This is a genomic window from Nitratireductor kimnyeongensis, assembly GCF_019891395.1.
Classification (GTDB): Bacteria; Pseudomonadota; Alphaproteobacteria; order Rhizobiales; family Rhizobiaceae; genus Nitratireductor; species Nitratireductor kimnyeongensis.
In genome coordinates this window covers 395845-420663 of record NZ_CP078143.1, presented here as the reverse complement: position 1 = coordinate 420663, position 24819 = coordinate 395845, and the positions used below count along the sequence as shown (strand labels likewise).

Genomic DNA, 24819 nt, shown 5'->3' with positions numbered 1-24819 from the left:
TCACCACGGCAGGCCCGGCAGCGAGGCGAAATCAAGAACTGGAAGTGCGAATGCGGCTGATGTTCAGGCTTCTCAAGTGGCTCCTCAGTCTCATTTTGATCGTGCTCACCGGGGGGGCTTTGTGGCTGTATCTTGCTCCCCCCGCTCTTATCCGCGTTGGTTCTAATTACGCTGCCAAAATCATCTGCTCGAATGTCTTTGTAGCGGGCCGCGACCCGCAGACCGTGCTTGAGCAGGATGTTCAGGCGCCGGGTCACCCGCTCCTGAAGCTCATGCGCGTGCGGGTCGAGCCGTCAGACGCGACGGTTCACACCGGCCTCTTCGGTGTTTTTGGCGGGGGGCTTGCCGTCTATCGCGGTGCGACCGGCTGCGCCGCCGTGGCCGATGGCGATGTGGACGCGGCACTGGGCGCCCGTTTCGACAGGCAGGAGCCTTCGCCTCAGGGAACGGATCTGTGGCCGGATGGCCCGCGCATCGACGTAAAGGGGCATGAGCTGGTGGCCAAACTGCTTGGTGATCCCGCGCTCACCGGCCCCGGCATGCGCGCCGTGGTCGTCGTTCAGGATGGCCGCATCATTGGCGAGCGCTTTGGCGAGGACGTCGCCCATTACACGCAGCCCCTGATCGGCTGGTCCATGACCAAAACCGTTACCGCCGTCCTCATCGGCACCCGCGTCAAGGCTGGCCGCCTGTCTGTCGAGGACAGCAATCTGTTCCCCGAATGGGCGGATGACGAACGATCGCAGATCACCGTTGCCGATCTTCTCGCCATGGAGAGCGGTCTCTACTTCAACGAGGATTATGGCGATGTGAGCGATGTCACGCGCATGCTCTATCTCGCCTCGGACATGCCGGCCTTCGCGGCTGACCAGAAGCTTGAAAGCCCGGTCGGCGAGGTTTTCAACTATTCGAGCGGCACGAGCGTTCTCCTGTCGCGTGTGTGGCAGGACACGTTCAGCGCGCCCCAGGATGCGCTGGCCTGGCCCTATGAGGCCCTGTTCGGTCCGCTCGGCATGGACAGCGCCGTCTTCGAGACCGATACGCGTGGCACTTATGTCGGGTCCTCAAACCTTTATGCATCTGCGCGTGACTGGGCGAAGTTCGGCCAGCTTCTCCTTCAGGATGGCGTGTGGAAGGGCGAACGCATTCTGCCCGAAGGCTGGGTGCGTTGGATGCGGACCCCCACCGAAGCTTCGGGAGGTGAATATGGCCGTCATGTCTGGCTGCACGGCCCGCGCGCCAATACACCGCGCGGCGTACCGGAAGACGAGGGTTTCGACCTGCCTTCTGATGCATTCTGGATGCTCGGCCATGATGGCCAGACCATCACGGTCATCCCCTCGCTGCGCATGGTGGTTGTGCGCATGGGGCTCACACCCTCACGCCTCGGCTACAAGCCACAGGCGCTGATCGAGGCTCTGGCGAAACTTCCGGGGAAGATGGAGTAGGGTGGAGTGGTGCGTGGTTCGACAAGCTCACCATGAGGGATGGGATTGGCTGCGCAACTGGTGAGCAAGGGCGTGGAACCGGTCTTCATCGCGAAGCTCCACCTCCCTCATGGTGAGCTTGTCGAACCACGCACAACTTCACTGCAATCGGGTGTCATTCACCGCAGGCAGTTCCACAATCGCCCGCACGGCGTAACCGCGAAAAGACGAGTCGAAACGCAGGCTTGCACCCCGTTTCTCGCATTCCGATTCCAGTGCTTCACGCAGTGAATCACGCGGGATTACGTGGAACGCTAACAGCCAGCGCCGAAGGCCGGAGCGGAACCAGCCGGGCAGCCGTTCCTGCCGGCCGAAATCCACGATGTGCAACGAGCCGCCCGGCGCAACGCAGTCGAGGCCGGCTGCAATGGTCTCGCGCCACGGCGGGATCATCGACAGTGCATAGGAAATGAAAACTCGCTCGAAGCGGGCCTGCCCGAACAACGCCTCGGCGTCGAAGGACGAGGCATCGGCCTCAGCCAGTCGGGCGTCGATGTTCTCGCGCTCCATTCGCCGCCTCGCGGTCGAAAGCATCTCCCGCGAGATGTCGAGGCCGAAAAGACGCGCCTTCGGAAAATGGTCCGATACGAGCGCCAGATTGCGCCCCGTTCCACAGCCCAGCTCCAGTACCGCGCCGCCTTCCGGCACGTTCAGCCCGCCGATCAGCCCGTCGCGCCCAAGCAGATAATATTTGCGCGTCAGATCATAGATATGGCGCTGGCGGCGATAGACGCCGTCCATCAGGCTGGCGTGGCCTGCGGCCTGCGGCATGGCCATTTTCAGGCCGCCTTCACATAGAGGTGGAAGCCGCCATAGATCGCCGAGCGATCATTGGCTGAAAGTTCGCGCGAGCGGATTTTCTCATAGTGCCACTGGTTCAGAATGTGATCGTGTACGCGGCCCGTCAGCAGGCTCGGTGCTGCGGCTGTGCGGAAAATGACCCGCGCGCCGGGCGCTGCCGTGCGGGTTATCTCGCTCCACAGCGCGTTGAGCTGATCATCGTTCATCCAGTCCTGGGCGTCGAGCAACACATAGCGGTCGACGCTCTGTGCCGGCTTTTTACCCAGCACATCCATCAGGTTGGCGTGATGCACGGTCACGTTGTCTGCAGCTGCGCGGATTGTCTCGAAGTTGCGGCGTTCCAGATAGGCGGGCAGGGCGGCTTCGCCCTGCGTCGGGTAATGGCGCGCGAAGGCCTGCCAGGCGAAGTAATTTTCCTTGAGGGGGAAGTGACATGCGAGCTTTTCGAGGCGGCTGGAGAGCACTTCCGCCATCGTGCCATCGCCGGCGGTGATTAACGAATCGTATTGTGCCGGCGGGATGCCAAGGCCGAAGAGTGAGGCTTTCCGCGAGGTCGCCCATCGGATGAGTTTGCGGTCGAAGAGGGGCCGCAACTGCTCTTCGAAAAAAATGCGCTGATCACGGATTGAGCGCGATTTCATGATGTCGGCGGGATTGACGCCATAAAGCTTGGCAAATGAATGTCCGGTGGCGATGAAGAAGCCCAGCAGGCCCTTGCGGTAGAAATTTTTCGAAAAGGCATCGATGCGGCGGCGGCCGAGCGGTCCACGCTTCTCCCAATGACGGCGCGACTGGGCATCGAGCGCGGGCGCTATGAAACGCTCATAGGCTTTCGTGTTGGAACGCTGGTTGGTGGTGCCGAAAAACCGCAATAGATCGCCATGGCTTGGCAATGTCTTGAAAGCGGTGAGCTTCAGCCGGTTGAGCGCCACATGCGCAGCGTTCAGATCCACGGCGTCAATCTTCGCCGGCTGGCGGGTGAGATAGGCCAGCACATTGCAGCCACCCGAGGCGATGGTGACGACACGGTGGCTTTCGTCGAGTTCCATGGCCGCCATGTCCACCTCCGGGTCTTCCCAGATCTGCGGATAGACGAGGCCTGAAAAAAGGAGAGCGAAGAGGCGTTCGGAAAGGCCGGCGCGCGTGGTGGCCCTGTTCTGATAGACCGCCTTGCCGAGATGGCGGCGGGTGGAAAGGCCGGTACCGGCTGAAAGATCTGTCATGGGTCTCTCCCCTCAATCTTTTATTGAGGGGCTACTGCGCTTCCATGACAGGCGCGTGAACGCTGAGTGACCGAGTGTGACGGGGCTGTGAAATGCGGCGTTTACGATCCGCGTTACCCGCTCAGGAACCCTTGACCCGAACCGGGCCAAGGACAATATCGGCGGAGAGTGTTTTCTTCCGCCCGTTGATCCTGGACGCTCTACACCTTGCCGAACCCACCGGCGGTGGGCGTGGTGACAATTACCGCTTCACCCGTCTCGATCACCGTCTGATCGCAGCCCTTCAGTGTTTCGACATGACCGTCCCTGCGGCGCACCTCGGTCCTGCCCATCTCGCCATCACCACCACCTTCCACGCCGCGCGGTGGCTGCGTGCGGTGGGAGGAGAGGATGGCGCATTCCATCGTCTCTAGAAAGCGGATGGTGCGGCGAGTGCCGTCGCCGGCCCGCCACTTTCCCTTGCCGCCCGAACCGTCGCGAATGTGGAAGTCCTCCAGCAGAACCGGGAAGCGCAATTCAAGGATTTCCGGGTCCGTCAGGCGCGAATTGGTCATGTGCACATGCACGCCCGACGCGCCATCGAAGCCGCGACCGTCATTCATGCGACCGGCCGGCGAGCCGGAGCAGATGGTCTCGTAATACTGATACTCTTCATTGCCGAAGGTCAGGTTGTTCATCGTGCCCTGGCTGTTGGCGATGGCCTTCATCGCACCGAACAGCGCATTGGTGACGTGCTGGGACGTCTCCACATTGCCGGCCACGACCGCCGCCGGATAGGAGGGGCGCAGCATGCAGTCTTCCGGGATCACGATGTTGATTGGCCTGAGGCAGCCCGCATTCATCGGGATCTGCCCTTCCACCATCACGCGGAAGGCATAGAGCACGGCTGCGCGGGTCACCGGTTCGGGCGCGTTGAAATTGTTCTTCTGAACGTTTGACGTGCCGGTGAAGTCGACGGTTGCCTCGCGCTTTTCGCGGTCGACGGTGATCCTCACCTTGATCACCTGGCCCGTGTCGGTCGGATATTCATATTCCGACGCATCCGGCAGGCGTTCCAGCACGCGGCGCACGGCTTCCGCCGCATTGTCCTGCACATGGCCCATATAGGCCTGCACCACGTCCAGACCGAACTGGTCGATCATTTTGCGCAATTCCGCCACGCCCTTTTCGTTGGCGGCGATCTGCGCCTTCAGATCGGCAATGTTCTGGTGCGGGTTGCGCGCCGGATAGGGGTGGTCGGTCAGAAGCGTGTGCAGCTCCTCTTCGCGGAACCTGCCGTCTTTGACGAGGCGGAAATTGTCAAACAGAACGCCTTCCTCATCCACCGTGGTCGCCAGCGGCGTCATGGAGCCAGGTGCTGTGCCGCCGACATCGGCATGGTGGCCGCGCGAGGCGGTGTAGAACAGGATGTTCTCGCCCCTGTCATCGAACACGGGCGTGACCACCGTGATGTCGGGCAGATGCGTGCCGCCATTATAGGGCGCGTTCAGCGCGAACACGTCGCCGGGGCGGATATTGCCCTTGTTCAGACGAATGACGGTTTCCACCGAACGGTCCATGGAGCCCAGATGCACCGGCATGTGCGGGGCGTTGGCCACCAGCGCGCCATTCTGGTCGAAGACCGCGCAGGAAAAGTCGAGCCGCTCCTTGATGTTCACTGAGTAGGCGGTGTTCTGCAGCGTCACGCCCATCTGCTCGGCGATCGACATGAACAGGTTGTTGAAGACCTCCAGCATCACCGGATCGGCCTTGGTGCCGAGTGCGGCCATGCGGGCCTTCTTTTCCACGCGGCGCATCAGAATGTGGTCGAGCGCGGTGATCTCAGCCTGCCAGCCGGGCTCCACGACAACCGTCTGGTTGGTCTCGATGATGAGGGCAGGGCCGTTGACCTTCGCGCCGCGTGACAGCGTCTCGCGGCGGTAGATGCCGGCATCGTGCCATGCGCCATCGCAGAAGATCGCGCGCGTCTCGCCGGGGGCGGGCGTGGCGTCGCTGGTCGCCTGCTCCTGCTCCACCGGGCGTCCATCGCCCGCGTCCAGTCCCTCGACGCTGACGGCTTCCACCACCATCGGCTTGTCGTCATAGACGAAGCCGAACTGCGCCTTGTGCGCTGCCTCGAAGGCGGCCCTGGCGGTCTCAAGCGTGCCATCGAAGGCGATGGGCAGCGTGGTGTCGGTGCCCTCGTAGCGGATTTCCAGCTTGGTCGCCCAGACCACCTTGTCGCCGGTGATGCCCTGATCGGCAAGTTCTGCACGCACCTCTTCGCGCAGCGACTCCGACAGCGCTTCGATGGCACCCAGCGCGCTCTCCGAGAATGGCTGCATCAGCGCTTGCTGGCGTGAGGCGAACACGGTCGCAAGGCCGATGCCATACGCCGAAAGCAGGCCCGACATCGGATGGATCAGCACTGCCTCCATGCCAAGCGCATCGGCCACGAGGCAGGCATGCTGGCCGCCCGCGCCGCCGAAACAGTTCAGCAGATAGCCCGTCACATCATAGCCGCGCTGCACGGAAATCTTCTTCACTGCATTGGCCATGTTTTCCACGGCAATGGTGACAAAACCTTCGGCAACCGCTTCGGCCGGACGCCCGTCGCCGAGCTTTTCGGCAAGCGCGGTAAAACGTGCGCGCACGGCGTCCACATCAAGCGGCTCGTTCTGCTCGGGGCCAAAAATAGCCGGGAAGAAATCAGGCTGAAGTTTGCCGAGCATCACATTGGCATCGGTCACGGCCAGCGGCCCGCCACGGCGATAGCAGGCGGGGCCGGGATTCGCGCCTGCCGAATCCGGACCGACCTTGAGCCGGTTGTCCTCGAAATGCAGCACCGAGCCACCCCCGGCGGCCACGGTGTGAATGCGCATCATCGGCGCGCGAATGCGCACGCCCGCCACTTCCGTGTCGAAGGCACGTTCATAGTCGCCGTCATAATGGGCGACATCCGTCGAGGTGCCGCCCATGTCGAAGCCGATCACCTTGTCGAAACCGGCAAGCCGCGCAGTCTCCACCATGCCGACCACGCCCCCAGCGGGCCCTGAAAGGATAGCGTCCTTGCCCTGAAACTTGTCGGCTGCCGTCAGTCCGCCCGACGACATCATGAATTTGAGGCCCGGCCCTTCGCCATTCTCGTCGACGCCCAGTTCCGCCGCCACGCGGTTCACATAACGTGACAGGATGGGCGAGAGATAGGCATCCACCACCGTGGTGTCGCCGCGCCCCACCAGCTTGATCAGCGGCGAGGTCTCGTGGCTCACGGAAACCTGTGAGAAACCGGATTCGCGGCAAAGGCTTGCAGCCGCTTTCTCATGTTCTGGATACTTCCATGCATGCATGAAGACGATGGCCACCGCATCGATGCCGTCAGCCTTCGCCGCCTCGATCTCGCCCTTCACGGTGGCAAGGTCGAGTTCCGTTTCCACCGCGCCGTCGACGCGGCGGCGCTCCGGCACCTCGATCACGCGCTCATAGAGTTGTTCGGGAAGAATGATTTCCTTCGCGAAGATGTCCGGCCGCGCCTGATAGGCGATTTTCAGCGCATCGCGAAAGCCCTTGGTGATGAGAAGCGCCACGCGGTCGCCCTTGCGCTCCAGAAGCGCATTGGTGGCCACGGTCGTGCCCATTTTCACATCGCCGATCAGGTGCGAGGGCATGGCTTCGCCCTTGTTGACACCAAGATGATCGCGAATGCCTTGAATGCCGGCATCGGCATAGGCTTCCGGATTTTCAGAAAGCAGCTTGCGGGCGTGCAGCCCGCCTTTGGGGTCGCGGCCGATGACGTCGGTGAAAGTACCGCCGCGGTCGATCCAAAAATCCCATTTGCCTTCTGTCATCATTGCTTCCTTCGCATTATCCTACGGAGCAGGAGAAACATGTCTCGAATAAAACGTCAACAATTTATTGACATATTCTCTGAGTGTGACACGTTGTTCGCATTGCAATGAGAAAGGCATGGAAACGCCTCCATTGCGCTTCACAATGGGAGACTTGATATGCATCATTCCATGAAATTTGCACTGGCCGTCGCTGCGCTCGGCTTTGCCACGACAGCATCCGCCCAGACCAAATGGGACATGCCTGTCCCCTATGGCGATACCAATTTCCATACGCAGAACATCGTTCAGTTTGCTGACGATGTGAAATCCGCGACGGGTGGCGGGCTGGAGATCACGGTTCACTCCAATGGATCGCTCTTCAAGCATCCCGACATCAAGAATGCCGTGCGTCAGGGGCTTGCCCAGATTGGCGAAATCCTCGGCTCGCGTCTTTCCAATGAAGACCCCATCTATGAAGTGGATTCCATTCCTTTCCTGGCCACCAGCTATGACGACGCGAAGAAGCTTTATGACGCGTCGAAGGACCAGCTTTCTGCCAAGCTCGAGGAGCAGGGGCTTCAGTTGCTGTTTTCGGTCCCGTGGCCGCCGCAGGGCATCTACACAAAGAAGGAAGTCTCTTCGGTCGGTGATCTCAAAGGCCTGAAGATGCGCGCCTATAATGCCGCCACCGAGCGCCTTGCGCAACTTGCGGGCGCATTGCCGACACAGGTCGAGGTGCCTGATCTGCCAACGGCCTTCGCCACCGGGCGTGTCGAAGCCATGATCACATCGCCGTCCACCGGCGCGAACTCCCAGGTCTGGGATTTCCTGTCGCATTATTCGGACGCTCAGGCGTGGCTGCCGCGCAACATGGTGTTTGTCAACAAAGGCGCGTTCGACGCGCTCCCACAGGAGCAGCAGGCTGCCGTACTTGCGGCAGCCGCCTCCGCCGAAACCCGTGGCTGGGAAGCATCCGTCAAGGAAACCATGGAAAAGACCCAGGTTCTGAAGGACAACGGGATTACCGTCACTGCCCCCAGCACCGAGCTCAAGGAAGGACTGGCGGTCATAGGTGCAGAGATGTCCGCCGAATGGGCCGAGAAGGCCGGGGACGAAGGCAAAGCTGTTCTCGACACCTTCAACAACTGATCGCTTTGGCAGGCTCTGCAGGCGGTGGAGCACTCCGCTGCCTGCAGATTGGTTGTCGCGCACAACCACAATCAGACCGTCGGAGCGGAGACGACGACAATGAGAAAAATTCTTGACGGGCTCTATGGCGCGGCCGAATGGCTGGCCATGGCTGCTCTCGGCGTGATCGCTCTTCTGGTGTTCGCGCAGGTGCTCGGGCGTGTGTTCGACACCATTATTGGCCTTTTTGGCCTGCCCCCCTTTGGATTCCTTGTCCCATCTCTGGCGGAAATCGCTGGTTTTCTGCTTGTGGGCGCATCCTTCATGGCGCTTGCCGGCTCTTTGCGAGGTGGCGCACAGATTCGGGTCACACTGGGCTTGTCGGCCATGCCCTACAGGATGCGGCAGGTGGCCGAGGTGTTTGTCCTCGTCATTGGTGCTGCACTCTCGTGGTTCTTCTTTTACTATGCGTCAAAGCTCACCGTCGATAGCTACCGTTTCAACGAACTGTCCTATGGCATCATCGCCATTCCGCTTTGGATCCCGCAAGCGGTGATGGCTCTCGGGGTCGGAATTTTCGCCGTTGCTCTGGTGGAAGACCTCTTCGAGGTTCTTGCGGGACGGTCTCCATCCTATCTCGCCAAGGAAGACGGCGCGGTGGAGGAGGTGTGATGGACCTTTTCGCCATTTCCCTGACGCTCGGGAGCCTGCTCCTCATTCTTCTCACGGCGGGCGTGTGGGTCGCTCTGGCGCTCATGATTGCCGGTCTTGCTGCCATCTTCCTAATGGTTCCTGTGCCGCCCGGCGCGGTTATGGCCACGACGGTCTGGGGTTCCATCAACTCCTGGGATTTGGCGGCCCTGCCCATGTTCATATGGATGGGCGAAATCCTGTTCCGCACGCGGCTTGCTGAAGACATGTTTGCTGGTCTTGCGCCGTGGATGCGCCGCCTGCCGGGCCGGCTCCTGCACGTCAACATCCTGGGCTGTGCCATTTTCGCCGCGGTGTCCGGCTCATCCGCCGCAACAACGGCAACCATCGGCCGCATGTCTCTGCCCGAACTTGAAAACCGTGGCTATGACGAGCGGATGGCTATCGGTTCGCTTGCGGGTTCCGGCACGCTCGGCCTGCTCATTCCACCGTCAATCATACTGATCGTCTATGGAGCGGCGACAGAGCAATCGATTGCGCGGCTTTTCATTGCTGGTGTCATCCCCGGCCTAATGCTGGCGGGACTTTTCATGGGCTATACGGCGGTCTGGTCGCTTATCAATCGCAAACGCATGCCCGAAGCCGATGCGCGCGTTCCATATCTCCAGCGCGTCTGGCAGACACGCCGCCTATTTCCAATCCTTTCACTTATCGTGGGGGTTGTCGGCTCAATATATGGCGGCTTCGCCTCTCCCACGGAGGCGGCAGTCGTGGGCGTGGTTCTCGCGCTTGGACTCTCCTGGTTCACCGGAACGCTCAACCGCGCGACCTTTTCTGATGCGTTGCGCAATGCCTCGCGCACCTCCTGCATGATCGTGCTCATTCTCGCTGGAGCATCGGTTCTGACGGTGGCGATGGGGTATACAGGTATTCCCCGCGCGCTGGCTCAGTTCATTGCGCAGCAAGACTATTCGCCCTATGCGCTGCTCGCGGCGCTGACATTGTTCTTCATCGTTCTTGGCTGTTTTCTGGATGGCATTTCGATCGTCGTGCTGACGGCGTCGGTGATTTTGCCCATGGTCGAGGCTGCGGGGCTCGACATCATCTGGTTCGGCATCTATCTCGTCATCGTGGTCGAGATGAGCCAGATCACGCCGCCGGTCGGGTTCAATCTGTTCGTCATACAAGGACTGACCGGTCACAATATTCTCAAGGTCGCCGGCATGACGCTGCCGTTCTTCCTCATGATGATCGTCGCCGTGGTGTTGATCGTCCTGTTCCCGCAACTGGCGCTATGGCTGCCGCAAACCATGCTCGCGAGGTGATAATGTCGAACGCCGAAAAGAAGGTTGGACCGGTTGTCTCTGCAGCCCATCTGGCCGCCGGTGCCATGCCGGCGTTATCGGAGATCGAGTTTGCGATGACCGTTATGAGCCATTCCTTCGAACGGTGGATGGTGCGATGCATGGCCGCCGCAGGTGTTCCGGGCCTCCAGCCGACGGCGGTCCAGATCCTTCATGCAGCCAATCACAGAAACCGGGAGAAGACGCTCTCGGAACTGTGCATGATGTTTAACATTGAGGATGTGCATGTTGCCTCCTATGCGATCAAGAAACTTGCAGCCCTCGGACTGGTAAAGACCGGACGTAGAGGCAAGGAAAAGACCGTGAAAGCCACGGCGGAGGGGGCTGCGGCCTGCGAGCGCTACCACGAAGTTCGGGAGGCTCTGCTGGTTGCCAGCACCAAGCGGCTTAAACTCGATGAAGAAGCGCTTTCCGGTATTGCTGCCGTGATGCACGCTCTTTCGGGTCAGTACGATCAGGCTGCACGGGGAGCGACTAGTCTTTGATCCCTCTTCGTTACGTGCCGTCACTCAACGTTACGAAACTCCAGGCGAGCTTGCGCATTTCTTCAGTGTGAGCGCGGCGAAGCGCTTTCGAGATGTGCTTTGTATGGAGAGTGGAAATGAAAAAGTTTCTAGCCGCAACCGTTTCTGGCTTGGCCCTTCTCGGTCTTGCAGCCTGCAGTGAAGGCGACAACACGACCACCCAGAGCATCGAGCCTGAACAGCAGGATGCGACCCCAATGGATCCGCCGGCAGCAACACCCGAAACCGAGCCGGTTCCGGATGAGACCACGACAAGCCAGTAAGGTGTCGATCCCTTCAGGTTACGTTTTGAGTGCCTGACATTCATTAAACCGGGTGGGCTGTGTAGCCCATCCGGTTTTGCTCGCGCCAAACTGTGCCTCGAAATCCCCAGCGTTTGCGGTTACAAAACCGACATGACGTTTTGGGATCGAATAACAGACTTTATCACGCGCGCGCCGGGCAATGCGCTGTCGGCAATGGTCGAGGCCATCCGCACCGTTTTCGAAGGCGATCCGCAATTGCGCCGGCGCGTCGCTTTTTCAATCGCAATCATCGCTCTCTCGGCCAAAATGGCGAAGGCAGATGGAATCGTCACACAGGACGAGGTGCAGGCGTTTCACGAGATTTTCTCAGTGCCGCGAAATGAACAGGCAAATGTTGCGCGGCTGTATAGTTTGGCCCAGCAGGACGTTGCGGGGTTTGAGGCTTATGCGCATCAGATGGCCAATCTGTGCGGCTATGGCGGACCCAATTGCATGGTGCTTGAAGACATTCTCGATGCGCTGTTTCACATCGCAAAGGCCGATGGTGTGATTCATGAACGGGAGATGGCGTTTCTCCAGCACGTCGCTGAGATCTTCGATATTGGAGAAGACCATTTTGACCAGATCCTGTCACGCCATGCGATCAAGGGGGGGGGCAATCCCTATCTTGTACTCGGAATCGAACAGGGTGCGCCGTTCAATGAGATCAAGCGCCATTATCGCAAGCTGGTCGCTGAGAACCACCCCGACAGACTTATCGCCCGTGGCGTTCCCGAAGAATTTCTGGCCATCGCCAACACGCGTCTTGCAGCGATCAATGCTGCCTATGAGAGCATCGAGAAAGCGCAGGTGCGCGCTTGAGCGGGGTCGTTCTGAAAGCAGCCTCATTTGAGCCGGATTTCAGAGGCGCGGAGGTTTGTCCTTCCCCCAATTTTGGCGAGCGTCGTGATGGGCACACACCTGATGCTCTGATACTTCACTATACGGGAATGGAGACGGGCGAGAGCGCGCAGGACTGGCTCTGTGCACCCCAAAGTGAGGTTTCAAGCCATTACCTCGTTCACGAGGATGGGCGCATCGTGCAGATGGTCCGTGAGTCGGACCGGGCATGGCATGCGGGCCGTGGGACCTGGCAGGGACGCGACGATGTGAATTCCTGGTCTATTGGTGTCGAGATCGCGAATGCGGGGCACCCTAAGGGATTGCCGGAATTCCCAGAGGTGCAAGTACAAGCCGTGTTGAAACTCGGACGCGACATCTGCCGTCGCCACGATATTCCACCAAAACGGGTTCTTGCTCATTCCGATATTGCCCCTGGCCGAAAGGTTGATCCAGGAGAACGTTTTCCCTGGCAGCGCCTGGCCGAAGCCGGGCTCGGCCATTTTGTCGCAATGGCGGCAGTTTCAGGTGGACATGTCCTTGGCCCCGAGGACGAAGGACCGGCCGTTGAGGCACTCCAGCGATTACTGAGTCGCTACGGGTACAACATCGATATCAGTGGTGTTTATGACGCAAATACGCAAATCGTTGTGCGAGAATTTCAAAGACATTTCAGACCTTTAGAAGTTAATGGTCTAGCCGATGCGACAACGTGCATAATTTTGAGGGAATTGTTGTATAATTGATCTGTGATTGATTCTTCTCCCTGACGATCACTCACTCCCAAGACTGGCGCAAAATTACATCGATTCATATTTATTGAATTGAAGCGCCTTTTTTGTTCCCCCTTCGCCTGCAAAACACCGCCCGTGTTGAGGTCGTGGGACCCTAGTCCCGGCCTTGTGAAAAGCAAAACCGCCGCACGAATGCTGCGGCTCAGAGTTACGGGTCGAAATGAAAATCAAAACCTTACTCGCGGCAGCGATCGCTGTCTGCGCTGCCACGTCTTTGTCCAACGCTGCCGAGAAGACCAATTACGCGCAAGAGATTGCTATGCACTCAGCCAAGAAAAGCGCGGAAAAAGCAGCTGAAGGTGAAGATGCTCCCAATCTGCTTCGGACAATTCTTCGCGGCGGAAATGGTTCCCAGGCGAGCAAGGTCGATATGACCACCACCGCGTCCGTCAAGCCTGCGAAGGCCACTAAAAAGACGGCTTCAAAGTCCAGCAAGAAAAAGACCACGGTAAAGACGACCGTCCGTTCGAGCGGCAAGGGCGGTTCTTATCAGACGATCATCGCGCAGTACGCTTCTGCCTATGGAGTGCCGGTTTCCCTTGCCAATGCGGTGGTCCGGGTTGAAAGCAACTATCGCGCCAATGCTCGCGGCGCGGCTGGCGAGATCGGCCTGATGCAGATTAAGCCCGCGACTGCGCGCATGATGGGCTACCGCGGCTCGGCCAAGGGGCTCTACAATCCTGACACCAACATTAAATACGGCATGAAGTATCTCGCCAAGGCCCACCAGCTTGGCGGTGGCACGACTTGTGGCACGATTCTCAAGTACAATGCCGGTCATGGCGCAAAGCGTATGAATCCGATTTCTTCGCGATATTGCACGAAGGTGAAGCGCATTCTTGGGCATTAAGTCCGGGAATACGGGGTTTCGTGCGGGAACGGGTCTGTTTTGAGTTGCCTTTTGCCGCGCGAAACCCTTTATACGTCCTGCCAGCCGGTCGGACGGCCGCGCGGACGAGAGCCGAAAGGCTGTCTGCGAGGAAAGTCCGGGCTCCACGGAAGAACGGTGCCGGATAACATCCGGCGGGGGTAACCCTAGGGAAAGTGCCACAGAAAGCAGACCGCCCCGCCTGTTTTTCGGTTGTTTTTCAGCTACTTGCCGAGAACCGAAAAACTGGCGGGGTCAGGGTGAAAGGGTGGGGTAAGAGCCCACCGCGTCGACGGTAACGAAGACGGCATGGTAAACCCCACCGGGAGCAAGACCGAATAGGAATGGCGCGAGGGGCAACCCTCAGGGCGTTTTCCGGCCCAGCCGTTCGGGTAGGTTGCTTAAGGCCGATGGCGACATCGGACCCAGAGGAATGGCCGTCACGTTGCGTCGTTTTCGGGCGATGCAGCCATACAGAACCCGGCTTACAGACCGGCTGGCACGTTTTTCCAAAATTTGCCGATTTTTCCGGAATTCGACGGATTTCGGCTCCTTTTCAGAAAATTCCGAACAGTTTCACGCCGTTTTCAATGCAGCGTCGATCGCCTGCCAGAGGGCGTCTGTCGGCTCGCATCCGACCGACAGACGAACGAAACCTTCGGCCACATCATCACCCCATCGCGCGCGCCGTTCGGCCGAGGTGTGAACGCCGCCGAACGAGGTGGTCGCCTCAATGAACGGACAGGTATCGATGAAGCGCTCTGCCTGTTCTTTCGAGCCGAGCGTCAGTCCGACGAGCGAACCGAAACGGAGCATCTGGGTTTTGGCAAGGGCGTGCGAGGGATCATTCTTCAGGCCAGGATAGCGCACCGACCGGACCGCCGGATGATCTGCGAGACGTGTTGCAATGGTCTCGGCGGATGAGCACATGCGGTCAAAACGCACTTCAAGCGTTTGGAGCCCGCGCAGGACCAGCCATGCTTCGAAGGGGCCGGGGATGACACCGGCAAGTTTGCGCCACTCGCGGATCGTTTCGATCATCGTCGCGTCGCGGCCTGCGACGTGGCCGAAAAGCACGTCGGAATGTCCATTGGGGGCCTTGGTGTCGGCGGCAAGCACAAGATCGACGCCCAGATCCAGCGGGCGCTGGCCATAAGGTGTCATGGTTGTGTTGTCGGCGACAACGATTGCGCCCTCAGCTTGGGCGGCCTCTGCCACTGCCTTGATGTCGCAGATATCCAACCCCGGGTTGGAAGGGGTTTCGACAAGCACCATGCGGTATCCGGCAAACCCGCCTTCGAGGAACGACGCGGTCGGTCGGGTGTCGTAGCGGATGCCAAGACGGGTGAGGTGCTTTTCCAGAAGGACGCGGGGTGTGTAGTAGCCGTCCGAGGGCAGAAGCACCCGATCGCCAGTCGAAAGCAGGGCAAGGAGCACCGACGAAATGGCCGCCATGCCGGAGGGGAACGCGATGGCGTCGGCATCCTCCAGGTGGGCGAAGGCAGCCTCTACCGCCTCCCAGGTGGGATTGTCGAAACGGCCATATTGACGCGCGCCTGCCGGGTCGCCCGGCAAGTGAAACACCGAACTCATGACGATTGGCGTGGAGAGCGGGTCGCCTTTTTCGAGATCGCCCGAGTGAAGGTGTGAAAGGCGTGCAGCGCGGGTGTTCTGGCTGTCGGACATGGGCTCCTCGCGGTCATATTGGGTAGGTGCGGGCCGGATGGCACGAGGCTCTTCCTAACCTTTTGTTAGCCTTAATGCACGATAAATGACCATGGCCCGATGCATGTCCAAAACGCCTGTCATTGCGGCATTTGTGAAGCTTAATCCCGTTGACGCCCATATCGGCCCATGATACCCCATATAACAAATCAGCGTTTCGTTGCAGTTGGAGTACGGGTTCCTCCCATGTCGGCCTTTTTCTCGGGGCGGCGTGGCAGCGGGGATTCACCCTTGCAGAGGGGCGGGCAAATGTTCGGAGAGCCGCAACTGAACGCGGCTGAAGAGATGCAGAGGGGCATGGGCCTTTTGGCCACAACGCGTCATGGACCGGTTTCTGTCGAATGCAGTAAACAAGATCGACTCCAAGGGTCGGGTCTCCGTTCCGGCGCATTTCCGCTCCGTGGTTCAAAAACGTGGCTTTACCGAACTTTATGCGCTTCGTGCGCTCGACATTCCTGCGATGGATGTGGGTGGTCTCGACCTGCTCGACCGTTACGAAGAGCGGATCGCGCAGGAAGACCCCTTCCTGCAGACTGCGGACGACATGTCATTTTTCGTTCATGGCGACGGCGCGTTCCTCAAACTCGATCAAGATGGTCGCATCACCGTGACGGATTTCATTCGCGAGCACACCGGCATCACGAAGGATGTGGCGTTCGTTGGCCGTGGTCATTTCTTTCAGATCTGGGAGCCGGAGCAGCTGAAGGCCCATGGGCGGGCGGTGCGCGCACGGCTTCTGAAACTTCGGCAGGCGGCCAGCTCGGCCCGGGCTGCCGGACAGTCGGAATGATGGCGGGCCCCGGCGGCGAAAGCCCGGCCGGTGGCGGACCGGCCCGCCACATTCCGGTTCTTTTGCGTGAAGTCCTCGACGCTCTCCACCCTCTCGATGGCCAGCATTTCATCGATGGCACGTTCGGTGCTGGTGGCTACACCACCGCACTTCTTGAAGACGGTGCGTCGGTCACGGCGATCGATCGCGACCCGACCGCCATCGAAGCAGGCCAAACACTGGTGGAAAAGTGGGACGGGCGCCTCCGGCTGGTGGAGAACCGTTTCTCCAGGCTCGATGAGGTTGTCGATGGCCCGGTCGACGGTGTGGTGCTCGATATCGGCGTTTCATCCATGCAGATCGATCAGGCGGTGCGCGGGTTCTCCTTCCAGAAGGATGGGCCACTGGATATGCGCATGGAGCGCTCGGGTTTGAGCGCGGCCGATGTTGTCAACACGATGAAGGCGGGCGATATGGCGCGCATCTTCGGGATTCTGGGCGAGGAGCGCCAGGCAGGGCGCATTGCGCGTGGTCTGGAGCGGATCCGGGCCGAAAAGCCTTTTGAGACCACGCTGGATCTGGCGCGCGCCGTTGAAAAGATCGTCGGCCGTCGACCGCAGGAGAAAATTCATCCTGCAACGCGTGTTTTTCAAGGGTTGCGGATCTACGTCAATGACGAGCTTGGTGAACTGGCGCGGGCGCTTTTTGCGGCGGAACGTGTTCTGAAACCGGGCGGGCGGCTGGTCGTGGTGACGTTTCACTCACTCGAAGACCGGATCGTGAAGCGCTTCATGGTCGAACGTGCCGGGGGGCAGGGTGGCTCCCGCCATCTGCCTGAGCTGCATGACAGCGTCCCTACGTTTCACAAGCCGGCCAAGCCGGTCGCTCCATCGCGGGAAGAGACCGAGCAGAATCCGAGGGCGCGCTCGGCGCGCCTCAGACTGGCAGTGCGCAGCGAGGCGCAAGCCGGAGAGGTTGATTTCGACATGGTTGGTCTTTCGCGCTTTCCGCGGCCGACACGTGCTGGTGAGAGGTAGAGGCAAAGATGTTTCGCACGAGCGATATTGTGCTGATCACGGTCATGATGGCGGCGGCGGCGTTTACCTACAAGACCAAGCATGATGCCGAAGCCAAATATGAGGAACTGCGCAAGATCGAGCGGCAGGCGGAGCTCGAGGAGGATTCCATCGATCTCCTCAAGGCTGACTGGAGTCTCTTGACCCAACCGGCTCGCCTGCAGCGACTGGCAGAGACCTACAAGGACGAATTGGGACTGGAACCCGTGGAGGCGCCGCAAATAGCCGAATTCTCCGACCTTCCAGAAAAAGCCCTCACCATCGAGGGGCTCGTCGGCGGCATGGCGGATGCCGGAGGCGAAGCAGATCAGACGACAACCGGGGCGGTGCAGCCATGATGAGCTCGCGTGGATATGCGGACGATCTCGCTTCCTCGGCCGTTCGCCGAGGGGCCGCAACCATCGTCATGGATGGGACCGGCAAATCTCGCGGGGGGCGTGCCCAGAACCGGGTGGTGATGGCAATGGCCGTCATGTTCGGTATTTATGCGGCGCTCAGTGGGCGGCTGGTTCATCTCGCCTTGCAGGATGAGCCCGAGCCAAGCGTTCCGGCTGCCCGCGTCACCGCCTCACGACCCGACCTGGTTGATCGCAATGGGGAAGTGCTCGCGACGGACATCAAGACAGCGTCGCTTTTTGCCGAGCCGCGGCGGATCGTGGACATCGATGAAGCGATCGAGAAGCTTTCGACGGTACTTCCCGATCTCAACTATCAGCAGACCTATCGGAGGCTCGACAGCGATGCGGGCTTTGTGTGGCTGCGTCGCCAGCTCTCGCCCCGCCAGCAGGCTGACATTCTGGCACTGGGTGTGCCGGGGCTGGGTTTCCGCACCGAAAAGCGGCGTTTCTATCCAGGCGGACCGACTGCATCGCATATTCTCGGGCTTGTGAACATCGACAACAAGGGCATCGCTGGTATCGAAAAATTCGTCGATGATCAGGGCCTTGCAGACCTGCAGGCCACGGGGCTCGCGGTGGAGGGGCATCTGGAGCCCGTCAAGCTGGCGGTCGACCTGCGTGTACAGCACATCATTCGCGACGAGCTGGTTCAGGCACTTGACCGCTATCAGGCCATTGCAGCCGGCGCCGTGGTTTTGAATGCCAATACCGGCGAAGTGGTGGGCATGGCCTCCGTGCCGGACTTCGACCCCAACAACCCGGTCAATGCGCTCGACAAGGACCGGTTGAACCGCATGTCGGCCGGCGTCTTCGAGATGGGTTCGACCTTCAAGATTTTTACGACCGCGATGGGGCTCGATTCAGGGCTGGTAAGCATCAATGACAGCTTCGATGCCACGCGTCCCATTCGCATAGGCGGTTTCACGATCAACGACTTTCATGGCAAACGCCGGGTGTTGAGCGTGCCTGAAATCTTTATCTACTCTTCCAATATCGGCACGGCCAAGATGGCGGACGTGGTCGGTATCGAGGGGCACAGGGCGTTTCTCGACAAGATTGGTCTTCTGGGACGGATGTCCACGGAACTGCCCGAAGTTGCCTTGCCTACGGAGCCGAAGGAGTGGAAGAAGATCAATTCGATCACGATTTCCTACGGCCATGGTGTGGCCACGACGCCGCTGCAGACAGCGGTGGCGGCCGCGGCCATGCTGAACGGTGGCAAGCTCATTCCGCCAACATTCCTGCCGCGCTCGGAGAAAGAGGCAAACGAAATCGCAAAACAGGTGATTTCGCCCAAGACAAGCGCCCAGATGCGGTATCTTTTCCGTCTGAACTCCGAAAAGGGATCGGGCCGGCGCGCTGAGGTGGAAGGTTATTACGTCGGTGGTAAAACGGGAACCGCGGAGAAGGTTGTCAACGGCCGCTATTCCAACAATGTTCGCTTCAACGCGTTCATCGCCGGTTTCCCGGTCGACGATCCCGAATACATCGTGCTGGTTTTTGTCGATGAACCCAAGCCAGAACGGGAGGGGATTGGCGCGACTGCCGGCCTGAACGCTGCGCCGATGGTGCGCAACATCATCCGCCGTTCCGCGCCGCTGCTTGGCGTAAAGCCTGAATTCGGTCAAGAAAGTGATGCCTTGCTGATTTCGCAGCAGTGAGTCGGCCACCAGCCGAGAAAACAAACGCAATTGAGAGTACCGGGGCCTCATGAAATTCAGTGAATTGGCGGAGATTCTTCCACAACAGGGATTGTTGTCTGCGGAAGCGGAAGTCTCGGGGATTTCGTCGGATTCGCGAAAGGTCGAGGCGGGGGATCTGTTTTTCGCCCTTGCCGGCACAAAGGCCAATGGCGCAGCCTTCGCAGCGGATGCCGCCCGCAAAGGGGCACTGGCCATCATTGCAGCTCCCGGCGCGCTTGCTGCCGACCCTGGAGTCCCCGTCATAGAAACGGACGATCCCCGGCGTGCCCTTGCTTTGTGTGCAGCAAGGCTATTTCCGCTTCAACCCGAGACGATGGTTGCAGTGACTGGGACCAGCGGAAAGACATCCGTTGCGTCATTCACGCGCCAGATCTGGGAACACGCAGGCCTGCCGGCAGCGAGCATCGGCACGACGGGCGTGGTGGCACCTGGACGGGACGAATATGGCGAACTGACGACGCCCGATCCGATCGGGCTGCATCGCCTGCTTGATGATCTGGCGGGTGAGGGGGTGAGCCATGCCTCAATGGAAGCATCGAGCCATGGCCTCGACCAGCGCCGTCTCGACGGGGTGCGCCTCTCGGCTGCTGGATTTACCAATCTTGGCCGCGACCACATGGATTATCATCCAACCGTCAAGGACTATCACAAGGCGAAGTTGCGCCTCTTCGACACGCTCCTTCCGAAGGGAGCGCCGGCGGTTGTCTTTGCCGACGATCCGTGGAGCGAGCCAACGGTGGCAGCTGCGCGCTCTGCCGGCCTCGATGTGCGCACGGTGGGCCGGCAAGGGGCATTCCTGACGCTGAAGCGGGTTGAACACGAGCGCCATCGACAGCGGGCGGAGGTGGATGTCGACGGCGTCATCTACGAAGTCGACCTGCCGCTTGCAGGCGATTTCCAGGTCGCCAATGCTTTGGTTGCGGCGGGACTGGCGATCAGCACTGGCACGGCGGTTGAGACGGTGTTTGCAGCTCTGGAAAAGCTCAAGGGCGCGTCGGGCCGTCTCGAACTCGTGGGGACGGCAGAAAACGGCGCCCAGGTCTATGTGGATTACGCCCACAAGCCGGACGGGCTGGAGAACGTATTGAAATCGGTGCGCCCTTTCACGACAGGGCGGGTGATCGTGGTGTTTGGCTGCGGCGGTGACCGCGACACGGGAAAACGCCCGATCATGGGCGAGATTGCAACGCGGCTGGCCGATGTGGCGATCGTGACGGACGACAATCCACGTTCGGAAGATCCGGCAACGGTCCGGGCGGCTATCATGGCGGCGGCGCCGGGGGCGCGCGAGATCGGGGATCGCCATGAAGCGATCCGGTCCGCGGTGGCGATGCTCGAAGAGGGCGATACATTGATTGTCGCCGGCAAGGGGCACGAAACCGGACAGGAAATAGCCGGCGAAAAGCATCATTTCTCCGATCACGAAGAAGTGCGGGCCGCATTGGCGGAGCGGGGCGGATGAGCGTTTTGTGGACCCATGATGCGCTGGTGCAGGCAATGGGTGGCAGGCCACTCGGCCAGCCGGCAACGGCTATAACCGGCATCTCCATCGACACGCGGACGCTCCAGCCGGGCGACGTATTCTTCGCCATTCAGGGTGAGAGATTTGACGGGCATGATTTTGCCACGGCAGCCATGGCTGCCGGAGCTTCGGTGCTGGTGGTCTCCGAGGCGAAGCTGCCGGCGCTTGGACGGTTGGCTGTACCCAAGATCGTGGTGCCGGACGTGCAGACGGCCATGGAAGATCTCGGCCGCGCCGCACGCTTGCGCAGCCGTGCCAAGATCGTGGCGGTGACGGGTTCGGTCGGCAAGACATCAACCAAGAACATGATGCGGCAGGCTTTTTCGGCCTGTGGGAGCGTTCACGCGGCGGATCGTTCATTCAACAACCATTGGGGTGTGCCATTGACGCTCGCCCGCATGCCGGCCGATTGCGATTTCGCGATTCTGGAGATCGGCATGAACCATCCGGACGAGATCCGCCCGCTGGTGAAGATGGTTCGCCCGCATGTTGCCGTTGTCACGCTGGTGGCGGCGGCGCATCTGGGCTTCTTCAAGAGCATCGATGAGATCGCGCGGGCCAAGGGCGAGATTTTCGAAGGCGTCGTGAAGGGCGGTGCTGCGCTCATCAATCGTGACGACAAGCGCTGGAAGCTGCTGTCGGCGCTTGCCGGGGAGGCCGGTGTGAAGACCATTGCGGGTTTTGGCGAGAATGCGCGCGCCGATATACGGCTGATGCACGCCGAATGCGGTGCGAATTCCTCCACCTTCGCCGTGAAGATCGAAGGTGTGGAAACGGAGGTGCGCCTTGGTGTGCCGGGCCGGCATATGGTTCAGAACGCGCTTGCGACGCTGGGTGCCGTGCATCTGGCGGGCGCTGATGTGCAGAAGGCGGCGATGGCGCTGGGTTCCTTCGGTTCGGAAGCCGGGCGGGGCGCGCGGCACCGGCTGATGCTGGAGGGTGGCGCGTTCACACTGATCGATGAGAGCTTCAACGCCAATCCGGCCTCGATGGGAGCGGCGTTCGATCTGCTTCAGCGTGCGGATGTGGGCGAAGGCGGGCGGCGCATCGCCATTCTCGGCGACATGGCCGAACTTGGCTCCCATGCGGAGAAATTGCATGCGGGACTGGCGGATCTTGTCACGGGGGCGGGGACGGATTGCGTGTTTTTGGCCGGCCGTGAAATGAAGGCATTGGCAGAGGCGTTGCCGGAGGGGCTGCCGATGGAGTATCGCGAGACGACAGACGACTTGCGCGATCTTGTGATCAGTGCGGTGAAGCCGGGCGACGCCGTGATGATCAAATCTTCGAAGAGCATCGGCTTCAACAAACTGGTCGACGCCTTTATCAAAACCTATCCGGGCGCGGCGACAGGGGACTGATCCATGCTCATGATGCTCGTTGACCTGGCCGATGAAGTTTCGGTTCTCAACGTATTTCGTTACATCACTTTCCGCACCGGCGGTGCGCTGATCACATCGGCGCTCATCGTCTTCCTGTTCGGGCCGATGATCATCACCTCGCTGAGGGTTCGGCAGGGCAAGGGGCAGCCGATCCGCGCCGATGGGCCTCAGACCCATTTCAAGAAGGCGGGAACGCCGACCATGGGCGGGCTCATGATGCTTTCGGGCATATTGGGATCGTGCGCGCTGTGGGCGAACCTCTCCAGCGTTTATGTCTGGGTGGTCCTGATGGTGACGGTGGGTTTTGGCGCCATCGGTTTCTATGATGATTATCTGAAGGTGACGAAACAGTCGCATCTGGGCTTTTCGGGCAAGGCGCGGCTTTCGGCGGAGTTCCTGATTGCCGGGCTTGCGGCATGGACCATCATGCAGGCGGGGCAGGCGCCGTTCTCCTCCTCGCTGACCTTCCCCTTCTTCAAGGATTTCCTGCTCAATCTGGGGATTTTCTTCATCCCGTTCGCGGCCTTCGTGATCGTCGGGGCGGGCAATGCGGTGAACCTGACGGACGGGCTGGACGGGCTGGCGACGGTTCCCGTGATGGTGGCTGCGGCCTCATTCGGTGTGATCGCCTATCTTTCGGGCAACGCCATTTTCGCCAACTACCTGCAGATCCATTTCGTGCCGGGGACGGGTGAGCTGGCGGTGATCCTGGGTGCGGTGATCGGCGCGGGGCTCGGCTTCCTGTGGTTCAATGCGCCGCCGGCGGCGATCTTCATGGGGGACACCGGATCATTGGCGCTGGGTGGGCTGATCGGCTCGGTGGCCGTCGCGACCAAACACGAGATCGTGCTTGCCATCATCGGCGGGCTGTTCGTGGTGGAGATCCTCTCGGTGATCATCCAGGTAGCGGTCTTCAAGATGACCGGTAAACGCGTATTCCTGATGGCGCCAATACATCATCATTTCGAAAAGCTTGGCTGGACGGAGAGCCAGGTGGTGATCCGGTTCTGGATTATCGCGGTGCTGCTTGCCCTCATCGGGCTCTCCACGCTCAAGCTGCGCTAGGGGGCGGAATGATCCCGGCCACGGTTTTCAACGACAGGACCATCGCCCTTTTCGGGCTTGGCGGTTCGGGCATCGCCACCGCCCACGCGCTGATGGCCGGCGGGGCGCGGGTGACGGCCTTTGACGACAACCCTGACAGCGTGGCGCGCGCGGCGGGTGAGGGTGTGCCGACCGGAGATCTGCGCAACATCGACTGGAGCGGGCAGGAGGCCTTCGTCCTTTCGCCGGGTGTCCCGCTCACGCATCCGCGCCCGCACTGGAGCGTGGATCTCGCGCGGGCCGCGGGGGTGGAGATCATCGGCGACGTGGAGCTTTTCGCACGCGAGCGTCGGGCCCATGCATCTGAAGCGCCTTTTGTCGCCATCACCGGCACCAACGGCAAGAGCACGACAACGGCTCTGATCGCCCACATTCTCAAGAGTGCGGGGCGGGACACACAGATGGGCGGCAATATCGGCCGCGCCGTGATGACGCTCGAACCGCCTGCGGCTGAACGATACCATGTGGTGGAGTGCTCCTCCTACCAGATCGATCTCGCCCCGACGCTTGATCCTTCGGTCGGCATTCTGCTCAATCTTTCGCCCGACCACCTGGACCGGCATGGCTCGTTCGAGAAGTATGCCGGCATCAAGGAACGTCTGGTGGCCAGGAGCGGGCTGGCCATTGTGGGCGTCGACGATGCCGATTGCCGGCAAATCGCCAACCGGCTTGAAAAGCAGGGGCGCAGGCTGCAGCGAATCTCGGCGACATCATCGCTCTCCGATGGGTTCTATCTGGAGGGTTCCGATCTCATGCGAGCCGCCGATGGCGTCGCCGAAAAACTGGCGACGCTTCAAGACATCGGATCCCTGCGCGGCGCGCACAACGCTCAGAACGCGCTGGCGGCCCTTGCGGCCTGTCTCGACTGCGGCCTGACGGCGGACCAGATCCAGGCCGGTTTCAACAGTTTTCCCGGGCTTGCCCACCGCATGGAGCAGGTGGCCCGCCGGGAACGGGTTCTCTTCGTCAACGATTCCAAGGCCACCAATGCCGATGCGGCGGAGCGGGCATTGGCAAGTTTCGAGCGTATCTACTGGATCGCCGGCGGCCTGCCCAAGGAGGGCGGGATCGAGACGCTGAAAAGCTTCTTTCCGCGTATCGCCAAGGCCTACCTCATAGGCGAGGCGGCGCCGGCGTTCGCCGCCACGATCGGGGAGGCGACGACGTTTGAGATTTCAGGTACGATAGACAAAGCCGTAGACCACGCGGCGCGCGATGCGGCGGGCGATCCCGCGCCGGAATCTGTTGTTCTGTTTTCGCCAGCCTGTGCGAGTTTCGACCAGTTCAGAAATTTTGAGGTGCGTGGCGATGCCTTCCGCGAAGCGGTGCGTTCGCTCGCCGGTACCGAAATGATGGGGAGCAAGTGA

At 60.6% G+C, this 24819-nt stretch carries 21 protein-coding genes and 1 other RNA gene; 18 read left to right on the top strand and 4 right to left on the bottom strand.

Translation table 11 applies throughout. The features are described from left to right. Positions 1–50 precede the first annotated feature (50 nt). Positions 51–1448, top strand: a complete 1398-nt coding sequence (locus KW403_RS01930) for a serine hydrolase domain-containing protein (RefSeq protein WP_223021098.1) — start codon at positions 51–53, stop codon at positions 1446–1448. A 138-nt stretch (positions 1449–1586) separates the two neighbouring features. On the opposite strand, the gene KW403_RS01925 is transcribed toward KW403_RS01930, so the two are convergent. The 3 genes from KW403_RS01925 to KW403_RS01915 all read right to left on the bottom strand — a co-directional run bounded on the left by KW403_RS01925 (position 1587) and on the right by KW403_RS01915 (position 7338). Then, positions 1587–2264, bottom strand: a complete 678-nt coding sequence (locus tag KW403_RS01925) for a class I SAM-dependent methyltransferase (protein ID WP_223021097.1) — start codon at positions 2262–2264, stop codon at positions 1587–1589. A gap of 2 nt (positions 2265–2266) precedes the next feature. Further along, positions 2267–3511, bottom strand: coding sequence for a BtaA family protein (locus KW403_RS01920; protein WP_223021096.1), 1245 nt, complete (start codon positions 3509–3511; stop codon positions 2267–2269). 200 nt (positions 3512–3711) lie between these two features. Continuing rightward, complete coding sequence (locus KW403_RS01915) at positions 3712–7338, bottom strand: hydantoinase B/oxoprolinase family protein (RefSeq protein ID WP_223021095.1); 3627 nt, start codon at positions 7336–7338, stop codon at positions 3712–3714. A 159-nt stretch (positions 7339–7497) separates the two neighbouring features. Between KW403_RS01915 and KW403_RS01910 the strand changes: the two genes are divergently transcribed. The 9 genes from KW403_RS01910 (at position 7498) to rnpB (ending at position 14277) form a co-directional block, all read left to right on the top strand. Beyond that, positions 7498–8469 (top strand): TRAP transporter substrate-binding protein, encoded by a 972-nt coding sequence (locus KW403_RS01910; RefSeq protein ID WP_223021094.1) that lies wholly within the window; start codon positions 7498–7500, stop codon positions 8467–8469. Positions 8470–8568: 99 nt separating this feature from the next. After that, positions 8569–9120, top strand: a complete 552-nt coding sequence (locus KW403_RS01905; protein ID WP_223021093.1) for a TRAP transporter small permease — start codon at positions 8569–8571, stop codon at positions 9118–9120. Beyond that, positions 9120–10424 carry a TRAP transporter large permease gene (locus KW403_RS01900; RefSeq protein ID WP_223021092.1) on the top strand — a complete coding sequence of 435 codons (1305 nt, stop codon included), beginning with the start codon at positions 9120–9122 and terminating at the stop codon, positions 10422–10424. Before KW403_RS01905 ends, KW403_RS01900 begins: the two co-directional genes overlap by 1 nt. Before the next feature lie 2 nt (positions 10425–10426). Beyond that, entirely contained in the window at positions 10427–10948 is a 522-nt protein-coding gene (locus KW403_RS01895; protein ID WP_223021091.1) for a winged helix DNA-binding protein, read from the top strand. A 116-nt stretch (positions 10949–11064) separates the two neighbouring features. Then, complete coding sequence (locus KW403_RS01890; RefSeq protein WP_223021090.1) at positions 11065–11250, top strand: hypothetical protein; 186 nt, start codon at positions 11065–11067, stop codon at positions 11248–11250. A gap of 132 nt (positions 11251–11382) precedes the next feature. Beyond that, on the top strand, positions 11383–12093 hold the full coding sequence (locus tag KW403_RS01885) for a molecular chaperone DjiA (protein WP_223021089.1): 711 nt from the start codon (positions 11383–11385) through the stop codon (positions 12091–12093). Then, on the top strand, positions 12090–12857 hold the full coding sequence (locus KW403_RS01880; RefSeq protein ID WP_223021088.1) for an N-acetylmuramoyl-L-alanine amidase: 768 nt from the start codon (positions 12090–12092) through the stop codon (positions 12855–12857). The genes KW403_RS01885 and KW403_RS01880 overlap by 4 nt, the downstream gene beginning before the upstream one ends. A gap of 208 nt (positions 12858–13065) precedes the next feature. Beyond that, positions 13066–13755, top strand: coding sequence for a lytic transglycosylase domain-containing protein (locus KW403_RS01875; RefSeq protein WP_223021087.1), 690 nt, complete (start codon positions 13066–13068; stop codon positions 13753–13755). Positions 13756–13835: 80 nt separating this feature from the next. After that, positions 13836–14277, top strand: an RNA gene (gene rnpB, locus KW403_RS01870) — RNase P RNA component class A. Between the two features lie 72 nt (positions 14278–14349). Here rnpB and KW403_RS01865 read toward each other — a convergent pair. After that, complete coding sequence (locus KW403_RS01865) at positions 14350–15459, bottom strand: cystathionine gamma-lyase (RefSeq protein ID WP_223021086.1); 1110 nt, start codon at positions 15457–15459, stop codon at positions 14350–14352. 361 nt (positions 15460–15820) lie between these two features. On the opposite strand from KW403_RS01865, the gene mraZ reads away from it, so the two are divergent. From mraZ to murD, 8 genes are read left to right on the top strand one after another with little or no spacing between them, the layout of a single operon-like run. Beyond that, positions 15821–16288 (top strand): division/cell wall cluster transcriptional repressor MraZ, encoded by a 468-nt coding sequence (gene mraZ / locus KW403_RS01860; RefSeq protein ID WP_223021085.1) that lies wholly within the window; start codon positions 15821–15823, stop codon positions 16286–16288. After that, positions 16285–17304 (top strand): 16S rRNA (cytosine(1402)-N(4))-methyltransferase RsmH, encoded by a 1020-nt coding sequence (gene rsmH, locus KW403_RS01855; RefSeq protein ID WP_223021084.1) that lies wholly within the window; start codon positions 16285–16287, stop codon positions 17302–17304. The genes mraZ and rsmH overlap by 4 nt, the downstream gene beginning before the upstream one ends. Positions 17305–17312: 8 nt before the next feature. Beyond that, the gene (ftsL, locus tag KW403_RS01850) at positions 17313–17681 is read left to right on the top strand and encodes a cell division protein FtsL (protein WP_223021083.1); all 369 of its coding nucleotides are present in this window, start codon (positions 17313–17315) and stop codon (positions 17679–17681) included. Further along, the gene (locus KW403_RS01845) at positions 17681–19402 is read left to right on the top strand and encodes a peptidoglycan D,D-transpeptidase FtsI family protein (protein WP_223022400.1); all 1722 of its coding nucleotides are present in this window, start codon (positions 17681–17683) and stop codon (positions 19400–19402) included. Before ftsL ends, KW403_RS01845 begins: the two co-directional genes overlap by 1 nt. 49 nt (positions 19403–19451) lie before the next feature. Then, positions 19452–20906 carry a UDP-N-acetylmuramoyl-L-alanyl-D-glutamate--2,6-diaminopimelate ligase gene (locus tag KW403_RS01840; protein ID WP_223021082.1) on the top strand — a complete coding sequence of 485 codons (1455 nt, stop codon included), beginning with the start codon at positions 19452–19454 and terminating at the stop codon, positions 20904–20906. After that, complete coding sequence (locus tag KW403_RS01835; protein WP_223021081.1) at positions 20903–22327, top strand: UDP-N-acetylmuramoylalanyl-D-glutamyl-2,6-diaminopimelate--D-alanyl-D-alanine ligase; 1425 nt, start codon at positions 20903–20905, stop codon at positions 22325–22327. Before KW403_RS01840 ends, KW403_RS01835 begins: the two co-directional genes overlap by 4 nt. A gap of 3 nt (positions 22328–22330) precedes the next feature. Further along, a complete protein-coding gene (gene mraY, locus KW403_RS01830; RefSeq protein WP_223021080.1) occupies positions 22331–23413 on the top strand; it encodes a phospho-N-acetylmuramoyl-pentapeptide-transferase in 1083 nt (360 codons plus the stop codon). A gap of 8 nt (positions 23414–23421) precedes the next feature. Continuing rightward, positions 23422–24819 carry a UDP-N-acetylmuramoyl-L-alanine--D-glutamate ligase gene (gene murD, locus KW403_RS01825; protein ID WP_223021079.1) on the top strand — a complete coding sequence of 466 codons (1398 nt, stop codon included), beginning with the start codon at positions 23422–23424 and terminating at the stop codon, positions 24817–24819.

Excerpts from the sequence above, each read along its gene's own strand:
- KW403_RS01925 (WP_223021097.1), bottom strand. The coding sequence starts at position 2,264 with ATGGCCATGCCGCAGGCCGCAGGCCACGCCAGCCTGATGGACGGCGTC.
- KW403_RS01885 (WP_223021089.1), top strand. The coding sequence starts at position 11,383 with ATGACGTTTTGGGATCGAATAACAGACTTTATCACGCGCGCGCCGGGC.
- mraY (WP_223021080.1), top strand. The coding sequence starts at position 22,331 with ATGCTCATGATGCTCGTTGACCTGGCCGATGAAGTTTCGGTTCTCAAC.
- KW403_RS01840 (WP_223021082.1), top strand. The coding sequence starts at position 19,452 with ATGAAATTCAGTGAATTGGCGGAGATTCTTCCACAACAGGGATTGTTG.
- KW403_RS01915 (WP_223021095.1), bottom strand. The coding sequence starts at position 7,338 with ATGACAGAAGGCAAATGGGATTTTTGGATCGACCGCGGCGGTACTTTC.
- mraZ (WP_223021085.1), top strand. The coding sequence starts at position 15,821 with ATGGACCGGTTTCTGTCGAATGCAGTAAACAAGATCGACTCCAAGGGT.
- KW403_RS01895 (WP_223021091.1), top strand. The coding sequence starts at position 10,427 with ATGTCGAACGCCGAAAAGAAGGTTGGACCGGTTGTCTCTGCAGCCCAT.
- KW403_RS01865 (WP_223021086.1), bottom strand. The coding sequence starts at position 15,459 with ATGTCCGACAGCCAGAACACCCGCGCTGCACGCCTTTCACACCTTCAC.
- KW403_RS01845 (WP_223022400.1), top strand. The coding sequence starts at position 17,681 with ATGAGCTCGCGTGGATATGCGGACGATCTCGCTTCCTCGGCCGTTCGC.
- rsmH (WP_223021084.1), top strand. The coding sequence starts at position 16,285 with ATGATGGCGGGCCCCGGCGGCGAAAGCCCGGCCGGTGGCGGACCGGCC.
- KW403_RS01890 (WP_223021090.1), top strand. The coding sequence starts at position 11,065 with ATGAAAAAGTTTCTAGCCGCAACCGTTTCTGGCTTGGCCCTTCTCGGT.
- KW403_RS01905 (WP_223021093.1), top strand. The coding sequence starts at position 8,569 with ATGAGAAAAATTCTTGACGGGCTCTATGGCGCGGCCGAATGGCTGGCC.
- KW403_RS01900 (WP_223021092.1), top strand. The coding sequence starts at position 9,120 with ATGGACCTTTTCGCCATTTCCCTGACGCTCGGGAGCCTGCTCCTCATT.
- KW403_RS01920 (WP_223021096.1), bottom strand. The coding sequence starts at position 3,511 with ATGACAGATCTTTCAGCCGGTACCGGCCTTTCCACCCGCCGCCATCTC.
- ftsL (WP_223021083.1), top strand. The coding sequence starts at position 17,313 with ATGTTTCGCACGAGCGATATTGTGCTGATCACGGTCATGATGGCGGCG.
- KW403_RS01875 (WP_223021087.1), top strand. The coding sequence starts at position 13,066 with ATGAAAATCAAAACCTTACTCGCGGCAGCGATCGCTGTCTGCGCTGCC.
- murD (WP_223021079.1), top strand. The coding sequence starts at position 23,422 with ATGATCCCGGCCACGGTTTTCAACGACAGGACCATCGCCCTTTTCGGG.
- KW403_RS01910 (WP_223021094.1), top strand. The coding sequence starts at position 7,498 with ATGCATCATTCCATGAAATTTGCACTGGCCGTCGCTGCGCTCGGCTTT.
- KW403_RS01930 (WP_223021098.1), top strand. The coding sequence starts at position 51 with ATGCGGCTGATGTTCAGGCTTCTCAAGTGGCTCCTCAGTCTCATTTTG.
- KW403_RS01835 (WP_223021081.1), top strand. The coding sequence starts at position 20,903 with ATGAGCGTTTTGTGGACCCATGATGCGCTGGTGCAGGCAATGGGTGGC.